This is a genomic window from Streptomyces pristinaespiralis (genome assembly GCF_001278075.1).
In the GTDB taxonomy this organism is placed as follows: Bacteria; Actinomycetota; Actinomycetes; order Streptomycetales; family Streptomycetaceae; genus Streptomyces; species Streptomyces pristinaespiralis.
Genome location: NZ_CP011340.1, coordinates 5,708,094 through 5,723,926 on the forward strand (window position 1 = coordinate 5,708,094; position 15,833 = coordinate 5,723,926).

The 15,833-nt window shown below is 68.6% G+C and carries 13 protein-coding genes, 2 tRNA genes and 1 pseudogene; 14 read left to right on the top strand and 2 right to left on the bottom strand.

The genetic code is table 11. The features are described from left to right. Window positions 1–79: 79 nt before the first annotated feature. From SPRI_RS39465 to SPRI_RS24300, 3 genes and pseudogenes are all read left to right on the top strand, one after another. Window positions 80–769: pseudogene (locus SPRI_RS39465) on the top strand (replication initiator); the annotation flags it as partial. An 86-nt stretch (window positions 770–855) separates the two neighbouring features. Further along, entirely contained in the window at window positions 856–1,065 is a 210-nt protein-coding gene (locus tag SPRI_RS24295; RefSeq protein ID WP_037774643.1) for an excisionase family DNA-binding protein, read from the top strand. A 640-nt stretch (window positions 1,066–1,705) separates the two neighbouring features. Continuing rightward, a complete protein-coding gene (locus SPRI_RS24300; protein WP_050791563.1) occupies window positions 1,706–2,047 on the top strand; it encodes a tyrosine-type recombinase/integrase in 342 nt (113 codons plus the stop codon). A gap of 74 nt (window positions 2,048–2,121) precedes the next feature. Here SPRI_RS24300 and SPRI_RS24305 read toward each other — a convergent pair. Continuing rightward, window positions 2,122–2,192: transfer RNA gene (locus tag SPRI_RS24305), tRNA-Gly, on the bottom strand. A gap of 142 nt (window positions 2,193–2,334) precedes the next feature. On the opposite strand from SPRI_RS24305, the gene SPRI_RS24310 reads away from it, so the two are divergent. The 5 genes from SPRI_RS24310 to clpX all read left to right on the top strand — a co-directional run bounded on the left by SPRI_RS24310 (window position 2,335) and on the right by clpX (window position 7,085). Further along, a tRNA-Pro gene (locus tag SPRI_RS24310) sits at window positions 2,335–2,411 on the top strand. A 150-nt stretch (window positions 2,412–2,561) separates the two neighbouring features. Further along, window positions 2,562–3,962 (top strand): trigger factor, encoded by a 1,401-nt coding sequence (tig, locus tag SPRI_RS24315; RefSeq protein ID WP_005317617.1) that lies wholly within the window; start codon window positions 2,562–2,564, stop codon window positions 3,960–3,962. A 327-nt stretch (window positions 3,963–4,289) separates the two neighbouring features. Beyond that, window positions 4,290–4,895, top strand: a complete 606-nt coding sequence (locus SPRI_RS24320; protein ID WP_050791745.1) for an ATP-dependent Clp protease proteolytic subunit — start codon at window positions 4,290–4,292, stop codon at window positions 4,893–4,895. A gap of 42 nt (window positions 4,896–4,937) precedes the next feature. After that, the gene (locus SPRI_RS24325) at window positions 4,938–5,648 is read left to right on the top strand and encodes an ATP-dependent Clp protease proteolytic subunit (protein ID WP_037774645.1); all 711 of its coding nucleotides are present in this window, start codon (window positions 4,938–4,940) and stop codon (window positions 5,646–5,648) included. A gap of 147 nt (window positions 5,649–5,795) precedes the next feature. Continuing rightward, window positions 5,796–7,085, top strand: a complete 1,290-nt coding sequence (gene clpX / locus SPRI_RS24330) for an ATP-dependent Clp protease ATP-binding subunit ClpX (protein ID WP_005317626.1) — start codon at window positions 5,796–5,798, stop codon at window positions 7,083–7,085. A 71-nt stretch (window positions 7,086–7,156) separates the two neighbouring features. Here clpX and SPRI_RS24335 read toward each other — a convergent pair whose 3' ends face one another. Next, window positions 7,157–8,131: a hypothetical protein gene (locus SPRI_RS24335; RefSeq protein WP_005317629.1), complete on the bottom strand. Its 975-nt coding sequence runs from the start codon at window positions 8,129–8,131 to the stop codon at window positions 7,157–7,159. Between the two features lie 137 nt (window positions 8,132–8,268). On the opposite strand from SPRI_RS24335, the gene SPRI_RS24340 reads away from it, so the two are divergent. The 6 genes from SPRI_RS24340 (at window position 8,269) to mreC (ending at window position 15,824) form a co-directional block, all read left to right on the top strand. After that, window positions 8,269–10,890 (top strand): valine--tRNA ligase, encoded by a 2,622-nt coding sequence (locus SPRI_RS24340; RefSeq protein WP_005317631.1) that lies wholly within the window; start codon window positions 8,269–8,271, stop codon window positions 10,888–10,890. A gap of 87 nt (window positions 10,891–10,977) precedes the next feature. Next, window positions 10,978–12,489 (top strand): bifunctional tetrahydrofolate synthase/dihydrofolate synthase, encoded by a 1,512-nt coding sequence (gene folC, locus SPRI_RS24345; RefSeq protein WP_005317634.1) that lies wholly within the window; start codon window positions 10,978–10,980, stop codon window positions 12,487–12,489. Window positions 12,490–12,496: 7 nt separating this feature from the next. After that, window positions 12,497–12,847 (top strand): DUF4233 domain-containing protein, encoded by a 351-nt coding sequence (locus tag SPRI_RS24350; RefSeq protein WP_005317636.1) that lies wholly within the window; start codon window positions 12,497–12,499, stop codon window positions 12,845–12,847. Window positions 12,848–12,957: 110 nt separating this feature from the next. Next, complete coding sequence (gene ndk, locus SPRI_RS24355; protein WP_005317637.1) at window positions 12,958–13,368, top strand: nucleoside-diphosphate kinase; 411 nt, start codon at window positions 12,958–12,960, stop codon at window positions 13,366–13,368. Between the two features lie 284 nt (window positions 13,369–13,652). Continuing rightward, complete coding sequence (locus SPRI_RS24360; RefSeq protein WP_037774648.1) at window positions 13,653–14,672, top strand: rod shape-determining protein; 1,020 nt, start codon at window positions 13,653–13,655, stop codon at window positions 14,670–14,672. A 129-nt stretch (window positions 14,673–14,801) separates the two neighbouring features. After that, window positions 14,802–15,824: a rod shape-determining protein MreC gene (mreC, locus tag SPRI_RS24365; RefSeq protein ID WP_005317642.1), complete on the top strand. Its 1,023-nt coding sequence runs from the start codon at window positions 14,802–14,804 to the stop codon at window positions 15,822–15,824. Window positions 15,825–15,833 lie beyond the last annotated feature (9 nt).

Genomic DNA, 15,833 nt, shown 5'->3' on the forward strand with positions numbered 1-15,833 from the left:
CGTCCGGCTCGCTGAGCACTCCGGGCTGCACGCGGATGTGATGCGGGCGGATACGACCTCCTGGTGACCACGCCCGTTGATGGCCTGGTCCCGGTGCTCTCGCCGGTCCTACATCTGTGTCGCCTCGGTCCGGCCCCGCTCATATGGCAAGGTCGCCGAGTTCCAAAAGCGCGGTGCCGTGCACTGCCACGCCGTGGTGCGGCTCGACGGTCCGGACGGGCCCGACTCTCCGCCCCCTGCCTGGGCCACCGTGCCGCTCGAGGTCGTCCCGGCCGCCGGCCTTTCTCCGGAACGGGAACTGCGCTGGGGAACACAGGTCGACGTCCAGCCCATTGGCGCGCTCGGACACGAGGACCTGACCGAACAGGCCGTGGCCGCGTATGTGGCCAAGTACGCCACCGAGGCCGCCGAGACCACGGGCACGGTGGACCGCCGGGTCGTCGAGCTGGGGAACTGGACCGCCTTGGCCTGCCTGCCCACACGCGGCGGCTCATCGAAGTCTGCTGGGCCCTGGACGGAGACTCCGGACCGGCTGCTGGCGCGCTGGTCGCACATACTCGGCTTCCGCGGCCACTTCTCCACCAAGTCCCGCCGCTACTTCACCACCCTCGGTGCACTCCGCCAAGTGAGGGCCGACTACCGCGCCCGCCAGGAACGCCAAGCACGCGGACTCCCCGAAGACCTCGACGACTCGGAGGGCTCCACGTTCGTGCTCGCCCACTGGACCTACGCCGGGCACGCCCACACACCCGGCGAATCCTGGCTCGCCCAATCCATCACCAACGACATCAAGCAAGACCGCCAACTCGTGCGGGAGCTCCGTGCGGAACTGGACGACTTCGACACCACGGGGGAGTGGTGGCCACGGAACGACTGCTCACCGTTGACCAGGCCGCCGAACTCCTCGGCACCACAGTCCGGTTCCCCCGGCGGCTCATCGAGGAACGCCGGATCGAGTACGTCAAGGTCGGCCGCCACGCCCGCATCCCCGAACGGGCCATCGTGGCGTACATCGAGGCCAACCCAGTTGCGCCGTCTATCCGACAGCTGCGGAGCGTGGCCTGATGGCAGCCAAGAAGCGGTCCTTCGGCCGTGTCCGCAAGACTGGTTGCCCGAACGCCGAGCCGAGCTGCGGGCGGGGGACGGGACCGACCCGGACGCCTCCAAGGTTCCCTTCGGCTCGTACGCCGCGACCTGGATCACCGAGCGGGGCATCGGCGCATCGACTGCTGACCTGTACCGGTCGCTCTTGCGGTCACCTCGCGCCGACCTTCGACCGCGTCGCCCTGGGCGACATCACCCCGGCGATGGTCCGGGCCTGGCGGGTTGCTCGCCTGGACGCGGGTGCCGGCGCTTCCTCGGTGGCCAAGTCGTATGCGCTCCTGCGGGCCGTGCTCATGACCGTCGTGGAGGACCGGCTCATCCGGCGCAATCCCTGCCGGGTCAAGGGCGCCAGCGTTGCTCCCACTCCTGAGCGGCCCACAGCGACCGTTCAGGAGGTCTACGAGCCGGCTGGGGCGATTCCAGCCCCGGTACCGCGCTCTCGTCCTCCTGGCAGCCTTCACAGGGCTTCGGTGGGGTGAGCTGATCGGGCTGTCCCGCCGTGACATCGACCCCGACTCGGGAACCCTGCGGGTGCGCCGGAACGTGGCCGAACGCCACAGCGGCAAACGGCTGGTGAAGGAGCCCAAGAGCCCACCTCGCCGTGTTCGCCGAGCCGGGCCCGGACGGCCGGGCCTTCATCGGGGCCAAGGAGGCGACGCCTCGCCGGAACCACTTCGGCAAGCTGTGGCGCAAAGTGTGCGATCAAGTCGGGATCAAGGGCCTGCACTTTCATGATCTCCGCCACACCGGGAACACCCTCGCTGCCGCGACCGGTGCCAGCACGCGTGAGCTGATGACCAGGATGGGCCACAGCACCGCCCGCGCCGCGCTGAACTACCAGCACGCGACGGCCGAGCGGGAACGGCTGATCGGCCAGGCCGTGAGCGCCGTCGTCGGCCCGGAAGCAAGATCTCGATCCGAACGGGCACGCAGCGGGCACTAGGCGGAGACGAAGATCCGAAACGCATCAGGGCCAGGTCGGAGGACGAACCTCCGACCTGGCCCTGAGCCATCAAGAGCGGGCGACGGGAATCGAACCCGCGTAGCTAGTTTGGAAGACTAGGGCTCTACCATTGAGCTACGCCCGCATGCTCGCACCGCAGGTCACGAGGGCCGCGGCACGAGAAGCATCGTAGCGGGTCCGAGGGCCTCGCCGCACACCCCGTTTCGCGGGCCCCGTAAAGGGGGCGGCCGACGCTGCCGGGGCATGTACCCTACGGTTCGCACCGACGGGGTGTGGCGCAGCTTGGTAGCGCGTCCGCTTTGGGAGCGGAAGGTCGTCGGTTCGAATCCGGCCACCCCGACCACCAGCAAGATCGCGTTGTGAGGCGCCTCCTGCTTGCCGTTACTATGCAAGCTGCGTGCCCGTGTGTCTGATGTGCCGGGCCCGATCCGCTGAACCGCCGAGTCCGGCGCCAGCAGTACCCCAAGATGTCAGCCACCAAGGAGACCGAACCGTGAAGAGCGCCGTGGAGACCCTGAACCCGACCCGGGTTCGGCTCACTGTCGAGGTGCCCTTCGAGGAGCTCAAGGACAGCCTCGACGCGGCGTACAAGAAGATCAACCAGCAGGTCACGGTCAAGGGCTTCCGTAAGGGCAAGATCCCGGCCCGAGTGATCGACCAGCGGTTCGGCCGTGGTGCGGTGCTGGAGGAGGCGGTCAACGACGCGCTTCCCAAGCTCTACACCGAGGCGGTCAACGAGGCCGAGCTGAACCCGCTCGGCCAGCCCGAGGTGGACATCACCGAGCTGAAGGACGGCGAGACGCTGGCCTTCACCGCCGAGGTCGACATCCGCCCCGAGATCCAGATCCCGGACTACTCCGGCATCGAGGTCACGGTCGACGCCGTCGAGGTCACCGACGAGGACGTCGAGAAGTCCGTGGAGCAGCTGCGTGAGCGCTTCGCCTCCACGAACCCGGTCGAGCGCGCCGCCGCCGAGGGCGACGTCGTCACGATCGACCTCGAGGCCAAGGTCGACGGCGAGGTCCTGCCCGACGGTGTCGCCGAGGGTGTCTCGTACACCATCGGTTCCGGCGAGCTCCTCGACGGCATCGACGAGGCCGTCACCGGCCTGGAGGCCGGCGGCGAGGCCACCTTCACCTCGCAGCTGAAGGGCGGCTCCGCCGAGGGCAAGGACGCGGAGGTCACCGTCAAGGTCACCGCCGTCGCCGCCCGTGAGCTCCCCGAGCTCGACGACGACTTCGCCCAGATGGCGAGCGAGTTCGACACCCTCGACGAGCTGAAGGCCGACAGCCGCAAGCGCCTCGAGAACATGAAGCAGTACGACCAGGCCACCCAGGCCCAGGAGCGCGTCCTCGACGAGCTGCTGAAGCTGGCGGAGGTCCCGATCCCCGAGAAGCTGCTCGAGGACGAGGTCAAGACCCGCAAGCACAACCTTGAGCACCACCAGCTCGGCCAGATGGGCCTCGACCTCGCCAAGTACCTGGAGATCCAGGGCAAGACCGAGGAAGAGTTCGACGCCGAGACCAAGGAGCAGGCGGTCAAGGGCATCAAGACCCAGTTCATCCTGGACGAGCTCGTCAACAAGGAGAAGCTGAACGTCAACCAGGAGGAGCTCACCGAGCACCTCATGCGGCGTGCGCAGTCCTCCGGCATGAGCCCCGACCAGTTCGCCCAGGCCGTCGTCGAGGGTGGCCAGGTGCCGATGCTCGTCGGCGAGGTCGCCCGCGGCAAGGCGCTGGCCGTGGTCGTCGAGGCCGCCAAGGTCGTCGACACCAACGGCGAGGTCGTCGACCTCGAGGACGAAGAGGACGAGGCCGAGGCGACCGAGGCCGCCGCGGAGACGGCCGAGGCCGCCACCGAGGGCGAGGCGGCCGAGGAGAAGAACGAGGCCTGAGCCTCGCGCTGACCCTGCTACGGGCTCCGGACGCGACCACGCGCCCGGAGCCCGTATGCGTACCCCCCGGCCCCCACACGTCCTCTCACGGCCTTCCCGGGCCCGTTCACGGCCTGCCGCGGGCCCGTTCGCAGGGCGTCGCCGGTGCCCCGCCAGGAGTGTCGACCTTGCGCTCCGAGCGAACAGTTCGGGAAGCGGGATGGCTCTGTCCGACCTGCGCGTTAGGGTCCATGAATACGAGGGCAGGGGAGTCCCCGCCCCCGGTTACGAAGACGCTGAGACGGTCGAAGCCGTCAGAGACGAGCAGGTGGACACGTGACGAATCTGATGCCTTATGCCGCCGGCGAGCCCTCCATCGGTGGTGGCCTCGGCGACCAGGTCTACAGCCGGCTGCTCGGCGAGCGGATCATCTTCCTCGGCCAGCAGGTCGACGACGACATCGCCAACAAGATCACCGCGCAGATGCTGCTCCTTGCCGCTGATCCGGACAAGGACATCTACCTCTACATCAACAGCCCCGGCGGTTCGGTGACGGCCGGCATGGCGGTCTACGACACCATGCAGTACATCCCGAACGACGTGGTCACGATCGGCATGGGCATGGCCGCGTCGATGGGCCAGTTCCTGCTCACCGGCGGAGCCGCCGGCAAGCGGTTCGCGCTGCCCAACACCGACATCCTCATGCACCAGGGTTCTGCCGGCCTCGGCGGCACCGCCTCGGACATCAAGATCCAGGCCGAGTACCTGCTCCGTACGAAGAAGCGGATGGCGGAGATCACCGCCCAGCACTCCGGTCAGACCGTCGAGACGATCATCCGCGACGGTGACCGCGACCGCTGGTTCACCGCCGACGAGGCCAAGGAGTACGGCCTCATCGACGAGATCATCTCCGCCGCCTCGGGCGTCCCGGGCGGTGGCGGCACCGGCGCCTGAGCGCCCGCCGCACCGAGCCCCCGCCCGCCGAACGCCACCAGGATGGTGAACACCCACATGAGCAACTTCCCCGGCATCCCCGGTCTGTCCGGACACTCCGGCGCCTCCGCGAGCGGCCTCTACACGGGCCCCGCGGTCGACAACCGCTATGTCGTCCCGCGCTTCGTCGAGCGCACCTCGCAGGGCGTGCGCGAGTACGACCCGTACGCGAAGCTCTTCGAGGAGCGCGTGATCTTCCTCGGCGTGCAGATCGACGACGCGTCCGCCAACGACGTGATGGCGCAGCTGCTGTGCCTGGAGTCGATGGACCCGGACCGCGACATCTCGATCTACATCAACAGCCCCGGTGGGTCCTTCACCGCGCTGACCGCGATCTACGACACGATGCAGTTCGTGAAGCCCGACATCCAGACGGTGTGCATGGGCCAGGCGGCGTCCGCCGCCGCCGTGCTGCTCGCCGCCGGTACTCCCGGCAAGCGGATGGCCCTGCCGCACGCCCGTGTGCTGATCCACCAGCCGTCCTCGCAGACCGGCCGTGAGCAGCTCTCCGACCTGGAGATCGCGGCCAACGAGATCCTGCGTATGCGTGAGCAGCTGGAGGAGATGCTGGCCAAGCACTCCACCACGCCGATCGAGAAGATCCGCGACGACATCGAGCGCGACAAGATCCTCACGGCCGACGGCGCCCTCGCCTACGGCCTGGTGGACCAGATCGTCTCGACCCGTAAGAGCACGGCCGCAGCGGCCGCCTGACCGATCCGGCGCCCTTGGCGCGGTACACGACAATGTGTGAACCGCGCCAAGGGGGGCCCGTACGGGGGCCTCGGCAAGGTACCGTCGAATATGAGGCACCAGGAGCCGGCTGAACCAAGCCGCTCCCAGGCGAAGGGGAAGCACCTCGTGGCACGCATCGGTGATGGCGGCGACCTGCTCAAGTGCTCGTTCTGCGGAAAGAGCCAGAAGCAGGTGAAGAAGCTCATCGCAGGCCCCGGTGTGTACATCTGCGACGAGTGCATCGACCTCTGCAACGAGATCATCGAGGAGGAGCTCGCAGAGACCTCCGAGGTGCGGTGGGAGGAACTTCCCAAACCGCGCGAGATCTATGAGTTCCTCGAGGGCTACGTCGTCGGGCAGGAGCCCGCGAAGAAGGCCCTCTCGGTCGCGGTGTACAACCACTACAAGCGCGTCCAGGCCGGCGAGAACGGCGGTGCGCAGGGCCGGGACGACGCGATCGAGCTCGCCAAGTCCAACATCCTGCTGCTGGGCCCCACGGGCTCCGGCAAGACACTGCTCGCGCAGACGCTCGCCCGCATGCTCAACGTCCCGTTCGCCATCGCCGACGCGACCGCGCTCACCGAGGCGGGCTATGTCGGCGAGGACGTGGAGAACATCCTGCTCAAGCTGATCCAGGCGGCCGACTACGACGTCAAGAAGGCCGAGACCGGGATCATCTACATCGACGAGATCGACAAGGTCGCCCGAAAGAGCGAAAACCCGTCGATCACGCGGGACGTCTCCGGCGAGGGCGTCCAGCAGGCGCTGCTCAAGATCCTGGAGGGCACCACGGCCTCCGTGCCCCCGCAGGGCGGCCGCAAGCACCCGCACCAGGAGTTCATCCAGATCGACACGACCAACGTGCTCTTCATCGTGGGCGGCGCGTTCGCCGGCCTCGAGAAGATCATCGAGTCGCGCGCGGGAGCGAAGGGCATCGGTTTCGGCGCGACGATCCGCTCCAAGCGCGAGATCGAGGCGAGCGACCAGTTCCAGGAGGTCATGCCGGAGGACCTGGTCAAGTTCGGCATGATCCCCGAGTTCATCGGCCGTCTTCCCGTCATCACCTCGGTCCACAACCTGGACCGCGAGGCGCTGCTGAAGATCCTCGTCGAGCCGCGCAACGCGCTGGTCAAGCAGTACCAGCGCCTCTTCGAACTCGACGGCGTCGAGCTGGACTTCGACCTCCCCGCCCTCGAGGCCATCGCCGACCAGGCGATCCTCCGCGGCACCGGCGCCCGTGGTCTGCGCGCCATCATGGAGGAGGTCCTCCAGTCGGTGATGTACGAGGTCCCGTCCCGCAAGGACGTGGCCCGCGTCGTCATCACGCGTGACGTCGTCCGCAACAACGTCAACCCGACGCTGGTCCCGCGCATCGTCAAGGACGACGGCAACGGCCGTCACGAGAAGAGCGCGTAGCGCGTCCGCACTCGAACGCCGAAGGGGCGCCCGGTCGTTGACCGGGCGCCCCTTTCGTGCAAGCGGTGCCGCTACTTGGCGACGCGCACCTCGTTGCGCACGTCGGAGGCGAGCTTCGCCGCCTCGTCGATGGTGGTGCCCTTCTCGCCCTGGACCGGCTCGACGACGCCGAGGGTGCTGTAGTCCGACCACAGGCACATGAAGGTCTTCTGGGTCATGCCCGTCTTCTGGTTCTTGCTCTCGGCCTCCTGGCACTTCATCAGAGCGCCCTCCAGGCCGTCGGGGTTCACCTCCCGCGGGTCCCCGATCATCTTGGTCTCGCTGTCCTTCGTGTTCTTGCTGAACTCGGCGAAGGCCGCGTCGAGGACCTTCGCCGGGTCCTCGATCTTGCCGTAGAAGCCGATGAAGACCAGGTTCTTCGCCTTTGAGACCTTCTCGAGCGCCGTCGGGTCGCTGGGGTCGAGCTTCGTCAGATCGATGGTCGAGTAGGTCGAGCCGATGGACATGGCGTCGGTCACGCCGCTGGCGGCGAGCATCTTCGAAGAGTCCTCGTCGGCCGGCTTCGGCTCCGGATCCTTCTTGTCGGCGCGCATGTACTTGCCGTCGATGATGGTCTTCGGCGCCGTCAGCTTGTGGGGGCCGTCGTCCTCGAGGCCGCCACCGCCGCCGCCGAAGACGAAGTACCCGCCCACACCCAGTGCGGCCACCAGCGCCACCGCGCCGATGATGAGCCCGGTCTTCTTGCCGCCACCGCCCTGCGCCGGCGGCGGGGGCGGATAGCCGCCCGGCTGCTGCGCGCCGTACTGCGGCTGCTGGCCGTACGGGCCGGGCTGGCCGGGCTGCTGCGGGTATCCGTAGGGCTGCTGCGGCGGCACACCCTGCGGGGCCTGCTGCGGGTACCCGTAACCGGGCTGCGGGGCCTGCGGCTGCTGGCCGTAGGGGCCCGGCTGGCCCTGCGGCTGTCCGTAGGGACCCGGCTGGCCGTACGGTCCGGGCTGCTGCGGCTGCTGCTGCCCGCCGTACGGGCCCGGCTGGTTGTAGCTCATTACGGGTTTTCCCCTCGTGATGTCCATGTGTTCCGAACATCCTGGCCCAAGCACCGGCCCGATGGGGCGCCGGGGGGCACACCGTTACCGAAGAATCGAGTTTCGGAACGGCTCCATGACACCTCTAAACTGGGCCCGTGACCGAGAAGACTCAGCAGCAGACAGCGCCCACTCCCGAACTGCCGACCCAGTACGCGCCGGCCGAGGTCGAGGGGGCGCTGTACGAGCGCTGGGTAGAACGCGGGTACTTCGAGGCGGACGCCAAGAGCGACAAGCCGCCGTTCACGGTCGTCATCCCGCCGCCCAACGTCACCGGAAGTCTCCACCTGGGCCACGCCTTCGAGCACACGCTGATCGACGCCCTCACCCGCCGCAAGCGGATGCAGGGTTACGAGACGCTGTGGCAGCCCGGCATGGACCACGCCGGCATCGCCACGCAGAACGTCGTCGAGCGTGAGCTCGGCAAGGAGGGCAAGTCCCGCCACGACCTGGGCCGTGAGGCGTTCATCGAGCGGGTCTGGCAGTGGAAGGGCGAGTCCGGCGGGCAGATCTCCGGCCAGATGCGCCGCCTCGGCGACGGTGTCGCGTGGTCCCGCGAGCGGTTCACGATGGACGAGGGCCTGTCCCAGGCCGTCCAGACCATCTTCAAGAAGCTCTACGACGACGAGCTGATCTACCGCGCCGAGCGCATCATCAACTGGTGCCCCCGCTGTCTGACCGCCATCTCGGACATCGAGGTCGAGTACCAGGACGACGACGGCGAGCTCGTCTCCATGAAGTACGGCGAGGGCGAGGACACCATCGTCGTCGCGACGACCCGCGCCGAGACGATGCTCGGTGACACCGCCGTCGCCGTCCACCCCGATGACGAGCGCTACGCGCACCTCATCGGCAAGCAGATCAAGCTGCCGCTGACGGACCGTACGATCCCGGTCGTCGCGGACACGCACGTCGATCCCGAGTTCGGCACCGGCGCCGTCAAGGTGACGCCCGCCCATGACCCGAACGACTTCGAGATCGGCCAGCGGCACAACCTGCCGTCCCTCGCGGTCATGGACGAACGCGCGGTGATCACGGTCCCCGGCCCGTTCGAGGGTCTCGACCGCCTGGAGGCACGGTCGGCGATCGTCGGCGCCCTGCGCGCCGAGGGCCGGATCGTCGCCGAGAAGCGCCCGTACGTCCACTCCGTCGGCCACTGCTCGCGCTGCAAGACGACCATCGAGCCGCGGCTGTCCATGCAGTGGTGGGTCAAGGTCGGTCCGCTGGCGAAGGCGGCCGGCGACGCCGTCCGCGACGGCCGGGTCAAGATCCACCCGCAGGAGATGGAGAAGCGCTACTTCGACTGGGTCGACAACCTGCACGACTGGTGCATCTCGCGCCAGTTGTGGTGGGGCCACCGCATCCCCGTCTGGTACGGCCCGAACGGCGAGATCGTCTGCGTCGGCCCCGACGAGGAACCGCCGGGCGGCGACGGCTGGACCCAGGAGACCGACGTCCTCGACACCTGGTTCTCCTCGGGTCTGTGGCCCTTCTCGACCCTGGGGTGGCCGGAGCAGACCGACAGCCTCGCGAAGTTCTATCCGAACTCCGTCCTGGTCACGGGCTACGACATCCTCTTCTTCTGGGTCGCCCGGATGATGATGTTCGGCCTCTACGCGATGGACGGCACGCCGCCGTTCCACACCATCGCCCTCCACGGCATGGTCCGGGACCAGTTCGGCAAGAAGATGTCCAAGTCCTTCGGCAACGCGGTCAACCCGCTGGACTGGATGGACAAGTACGGCTCCGACGCGCTGCGCTTCACGCTCGCCCGCGGCGCCAACCCGGGTGTCGACGTCCCGATCGGCGAGGACTGGGTCCAGGGCTCGCGGAACTTCGCCAACAAGATCTGGAACGCCACCCGATTCGCGCTGATGAACGGCGCCACCGTCGAAGGCCCGCTGCCGGCGGCCGAGGAGATGTCCTCCACGGACCGGTGGATCCTGTCGCGGCTGAACAAGACCGTCGCCGAGGTGGACGCGTACTACGAGGACTACCAGTTCGCGAAGCTGTCGGAGACCCTCTTCCACTTCGCCTGGGACGAGGTCTTCGACTGGTACGTCGAGCTGTCCAAGACGACGTTCTTCGCGGGCGGCGAGCCGGCCAGGGTCTCCGCCCGGGTCCTCGGCGAGGTCCTCGACGTCATGCTGCGGCTGCTCCACCCGGTGGTCCCGTTCGTCACCGAGACGCTGTGGACCGCGCTGACCGGCAAGGAGTCGCTCGTCATCGCCGACTGGCCGGCCGAAAACTCCTTCCGCGACGAGGCCGCCGAGCGGGAGATCGAGCTCGTCCAGCGGGTCGTCACCGAGGTCCGCCGGTTCCGCAGCGACCAGGGCCTCCAGCCCGGCCAGAAGGTTCCGGCCAGGCTCACGCTCGACGGCACGGCGCTCGCCCCGCACGAGGCCGCGATCCGTCAGCTGCTGCGCCTCCAGCCGGAGGGCGAGGGCTTCCACGCCACCGCGTCACTGCCGGTCGCCGGTGCCACCGTCGCGCTCGACCTGTCGGGCACGATCGACGTCGAGGCGGAGCGCAAGCGACTGACGAAGGACCTGGGCGCGGCGCAGAAGGAGGTCGCCCAGGCGACCGCCAAGCTCGGCAACGAGGCGTTCCTCGCCAAGGCACCGGACAACGTGGTCGACAAGATCCGTACCCGGCTCGCCAAGGCCGAGGAGGACATCGAGCGGATCAACACCCAGCTCGCCAATCTCCCGGCCGCCTGAGCCGCGGGACCACCGTCACGGCCGAGGCCCCGGGGACGCCCCGGGGCCTCGGCCGTACCCGTCGGCGCCCGTCCGTAGACTGGACCCGTGAGTGAGCAGCAGCCCGACGCCTTCGACGAGTCCGACGCCTTCGACGAGATCGTCGACGCAGAGACCGACCGCGACCCCGACCTGGCGGTGATCGAGGCCGGCAGCCGCACCCTGCGCGCACAGGCCGGATCGCCGCAGGCCGACCAGGTGCCGTCCCGCCCGGCGGATCCGGAGGTGGACAGGGCGCTGCGCGAGGTCGAGGCGGATCTCGCGACGCGCTGGGGCGAGACCAAGCTGGAGCCCTCCGTCGCCCGTATCGAGGCGCTGATGGACGTGCTGGGCGAGCCGCAGCGGGCCTATCCCTCCGTCCACATCACGGGGACGAACGGCAAGACCTCCACGGCCCGGATGATCGAGGCCCTGTTCTCCGCCTTCGACCTGCGCACCGGCCGGTACACCTCGCCGCACGTCCAGTCGATCACCGAGCGGATCAGCCTGGACGGCGCTCCGATCGACGCGGAGCGCTTCATCGAGACGTACAACGACATCAAGCTCTACGTCGAGATGGTCGACGCGCGCCAGGAATACCGGCTGTCGTTCTTCGAGGTGCTCACGGGCATGGCGTACGCGGCCTTCGCCGACGCCCCCGTGGACGTGGCCGTCGTCGAGGTCGGCATGGGCGGCAGCTGGGACGCGACCAACGTGATCGACGGCTCGGTCGCCGTGGTCACCCCCATCGACCTGGACCACACGGACCGGCTCGGTACCACTCCCGCCGAGATCGCCGCCGAGAAGGCCGGGATCATCAAGCAGGGCGCGACCGTGATCCTGGCGCAGCAGCCGGTCGACGCCGCGCAGGTGATGCTGAAGCGTGCCGTCGAGGCGGACGCGACCGTGGCCCGCGAGGGCATGGAGTTCGGCGTCGTCTCGCGCGAGGTGGCGGTCGGCGGCCAGTTGCTGACCCTGCGCGGCCTGGGCGGCGAGTACGAGCAGATCTTCCTCCCCCTCTACGGCGCGCACCAGGCCCACAACGCGGCGGTGGCGCTCGCGGCGGTCGAGGCGTTCTTCGGCGTGGGCGCGGGTGACGGGCGCACGCTGGACGCCGACACGATCCGCAGGGCGTTCGCCTCGGTGTCCTCGCCCGGCCGGCTGGAGGTCGTGCGCCGCAGCCCCACGGTCGTGCTGGACGCCGCCCACAACCCGGCGGGCGCGCGCGCCGCCGCGGCCGCCGTCACCGAGTCGTTCGGCTTCTCCCGGCTGATCGGTGTCGTGGGCGCGAGTGACGACAAGGACGTCAGGGGCTTCCTGGAGGCCTTCGAGCCGATCTTCCACGAGATCGTCGTGACCCAGAACTCCAGCCACCGCGCGATGGACGCGGACACGCTGGCCGCCGTCGCCGTGGAGGTCTTCGGCGACGACCGGGTGGTCGTCGAGCCGCGGCTCGACGACGCGCTGGAGGCGGCGATCACGCTCGCGGAGGAGGAGTCGGAGTTCGCCGGCGCGGGTGTGCTGGTGACGGGTTCCGTGATCACGGTCGGCGAGGCCCGGCTGCTGCTGGGGAAGGGCTGACATCGAAGTGCGTACGCTCTGTGCATCGACCCTGATCGGCGAGTTCTTCGTGATCGGCTTCGCCGGTCTCGTCGCCATGAAGTCGGACGACGTCTCGATGGCGGCGGTCTGGACGGTCTGCGGCGTAGCGATGCTGCTGTCGCTGCTGCTGTGCGGCATGATCACCCGCCCCGGCGGGACCCAGCTCGGCTGGGCGCTGCAGATCGCGCTGATCGTCGGCGGTTTCGTCGTGCCGGCGATGTTCTTCCTCGGCGTCCTCTTCGGCGGCCTGTGGTGGGCCTCCATCCACTACGGCCGCAAGATCGACGAGGCGAAGGCCCGGTGGGCCGCGCAGTCGGCGGAGGCTGACGCGGGGTAGCCGGCCGGAGCCCTTCGGCGGCGGGGACGCGGGGTGGGTGCCGCCCTTGGCGTCACACCCGGTAATCTCGGCCCGACCCACACATCCTGGCCTGCAAGGAGCCGCACACCATGACTCAGCGCACCCTCGTCCTTCTCAAGCCGGACGCCGTCCGTCGCGGACTCGTGGGCGAGGTCATCGGCCGCATCGAACGCAAGGCCGACTGGAAGATCACCGCGCTGGAGCTGCGCACGCTCGACCGGGCCACCCTGGAGCAGCACTACGCCGAGCACGTCGGCCGGCCGTTCTACGAGCCGCTGGTGGAGTTCATGCTGTCCGGTCCGGTGGTCGTCATGGCCGTCGAAGGTGAGCGGGTGATCGACGGCGTACGCCAACTGGCGGGTCCGACCGACCCGATCGCGGCCGCTCCTGGGTCCATTCGGGGTGACTTCGGCACGATCGTCCGGGAGAATCTGATTCACGCCTCGGACTCCGAGGAGTCCGCCGTTCGGGAACTGAAGCTGTTCTTCCAGGAAGGCTGAGGCCTGCCTCTTTCCGGGCCTTTCCTGACAGCGCGTCAGCCATACAGCGCTCTTGCCCTGGGGCGACCGATGGAATTTCGGTCGCCCTTCGGCATACGCAAGGGCATTGCGGGAACGCATCGCCCCGACGCATCGTCACCATAAACAAGAGGTGGACCACCGCGCGGTGTCCGTGCAGGCGGCACTACGATGTAAGCCTCCACGCCACAGCACCCACCTCGCCATCCTGAAAAGCCATCAACGCTTCGATTGGGAAGGCCAGACGCATCCTCATGGGGAACAACATGTCGTTCATCGGCCGTGACATGGCTGTCGACCTCGGGACCGCCAACACGCTGGTGTACGTCAGAGGCCGGGGGATCGTTCTCAACGAGCCGTCCGTCGTCGCCATCAACACCAACACGGGCGGCATTCTCGCGGTCGGCGCCGAGGCGAAGAAGATGATCGGGCGGACACCGGGCAACATCGTTGCCGTCCGGCCGCTGAAGGACGGCGTCATCGCCGACTTCGAGATCACCGAGCGGATGCTCCGCTACTTCATCCTCAAGATCCACAAGCGCCGCTATCTCGCCCGGCCCCGCGTCGTCGTCTGTGTGCCCTCCGGTATCACGGGTGTCGAGCGCCGCGCGGTCATCGAGGCGTCGACCCAGGCGGGCGCCCGCCAGGTGCACATCATCGAGGAGCCCATGGCCGCGGCCATCGGCTCCGGCCTTCCGGTCCACGAAGCCACCGGCAACATGGTCGTCGACATCGGCGGTGGCACCACCGAGGTCGCCGTGATCTCGCTGGGAGGAATCGTCACAGCACAGTCCATCCGTGTCGCCGGTGACGAGCTCGACAACGCGATCATCCAGCACATCAAGAAGGAGTACTCGCTCCTCCTCGGTGAGCGGACCGCGGAGAACATCAAGATCACCATCGGCTCCGCGTACGAGATGGGCGAGGAGGAGCACACCGAGATCCGCGGCCGTGATCTGGTCTCGGGTCTGCCCAAGACCGTGGTCATCTCCGCCGCCGAGGTCCGCAAGGCCATCGAGGAACCGGTCAACGCGATCGTCGACGCCGTCAAGACCACGCTCGACAAGTGCCCGCCCGAGCTCTCCGGCGACGTCATGGACCGCGGCATCGTCCTCACCGGCGGTGGCGCGCTGCTGCGCGGCCTCGACGAGCGGCTCCGCCGGGAGACGGGCATGCCGATCCACATCGCGGAGAACCCGCTGGACTCGGTGGCGCTCGGCTCCGGCAAGTGCGTGGAGGAGTTCGAGGCGCTCCAGCAGGTGCTGGACGCCCAGCCGCGTCGTTAGACGGTCGGACAATACGCCGTACGGGGGCTGTGAGGCCCCCACATGGGGTCCTCCCCGCCCCCGACACGGGGGGAGGATCGTTGCTCTACCGACACGACCATTCCTACGAGGAAGGCACGGCCGCCGCACGTGAGGGACACAAAGGAGAGCCGGCTGCTCCTGGCATTGCTGATCGCCATCGCGTTCGCCCTGATCACGGTGGACATCCGCGGCGGTGAGGAGTCACCGGTCGACGGTGCACGGCAGGCCGCGGCGTCGGTCTTCGGGCCCGTGGAGAACGGCGTCGCGGCCGCCGTCGACCCGATCGGCAACGCGATCGGAGCGGTCCGGGACTCCGGTGACCGTCACGACCGCATCAAGCAGCTCCAGTTGGAGAACGCCGAGCTGAAGCAGCGGCTCGGCAGCGACGAACGCAACAACAGCCGGCTCCGTCAGCTCGACGGCATGATCCGGACGGCTGCCGCCGGCCAGTACGGCATCAAGGGAGCCGAAGTCATCGCCATAGGAGCGGCCCAGGGCTTCTCCTGGACGGTGACCATCGACATCGGCTCCGAAGACGGCATCACGCGCGACATGACCGTCATCAACAGCGAGGGACTCGTCGGCCGTGTCACGACCGTCGGCCCGCGTACCTCGACCGTGCTGCTCGCCAACGACCCCGACTTCACCGTCGGCACCCGGATGGAGAAGACCGACGAGCTCGGCTTCGCCACCGGGCAGGGCGACCGGCCGCTGCTGGTCCAGCTCCTCAACGGCAAGTCCAAGGTGAAGAAGGGCGACCGGCTGGTCACCTTCGGCTCGCAGGGCAGCAAGCCCTTCGTGCCCGGTGTCCCGGTCGGCGAGATCATCCGGGTCGACCCCGCCCGGGGAGACCTCACCCGCAACGTCTACGTACGCCCCTACGCCGGCTTCAGCAGGCTCGACATCGTCGGCGTCGTCGTCCAGGCGCCGCGGACCGATCCCCGTGACACCGTGCTGCCCCCGAAGCCCGCGGGCCCGAAGCCCACGCCGACCGTCACGGTCACCGTCACCCCGGGCGCGACCCCGCCGGAGGGCGAGGCGCCGGTCCAGGACGACGGCCAGGTCCAGGGCGACGGGCCGGATCCCGGTGCCTCCGACGGCGACGCCACAGGCCAGAACGACGACCAGTAGGAGCTGATC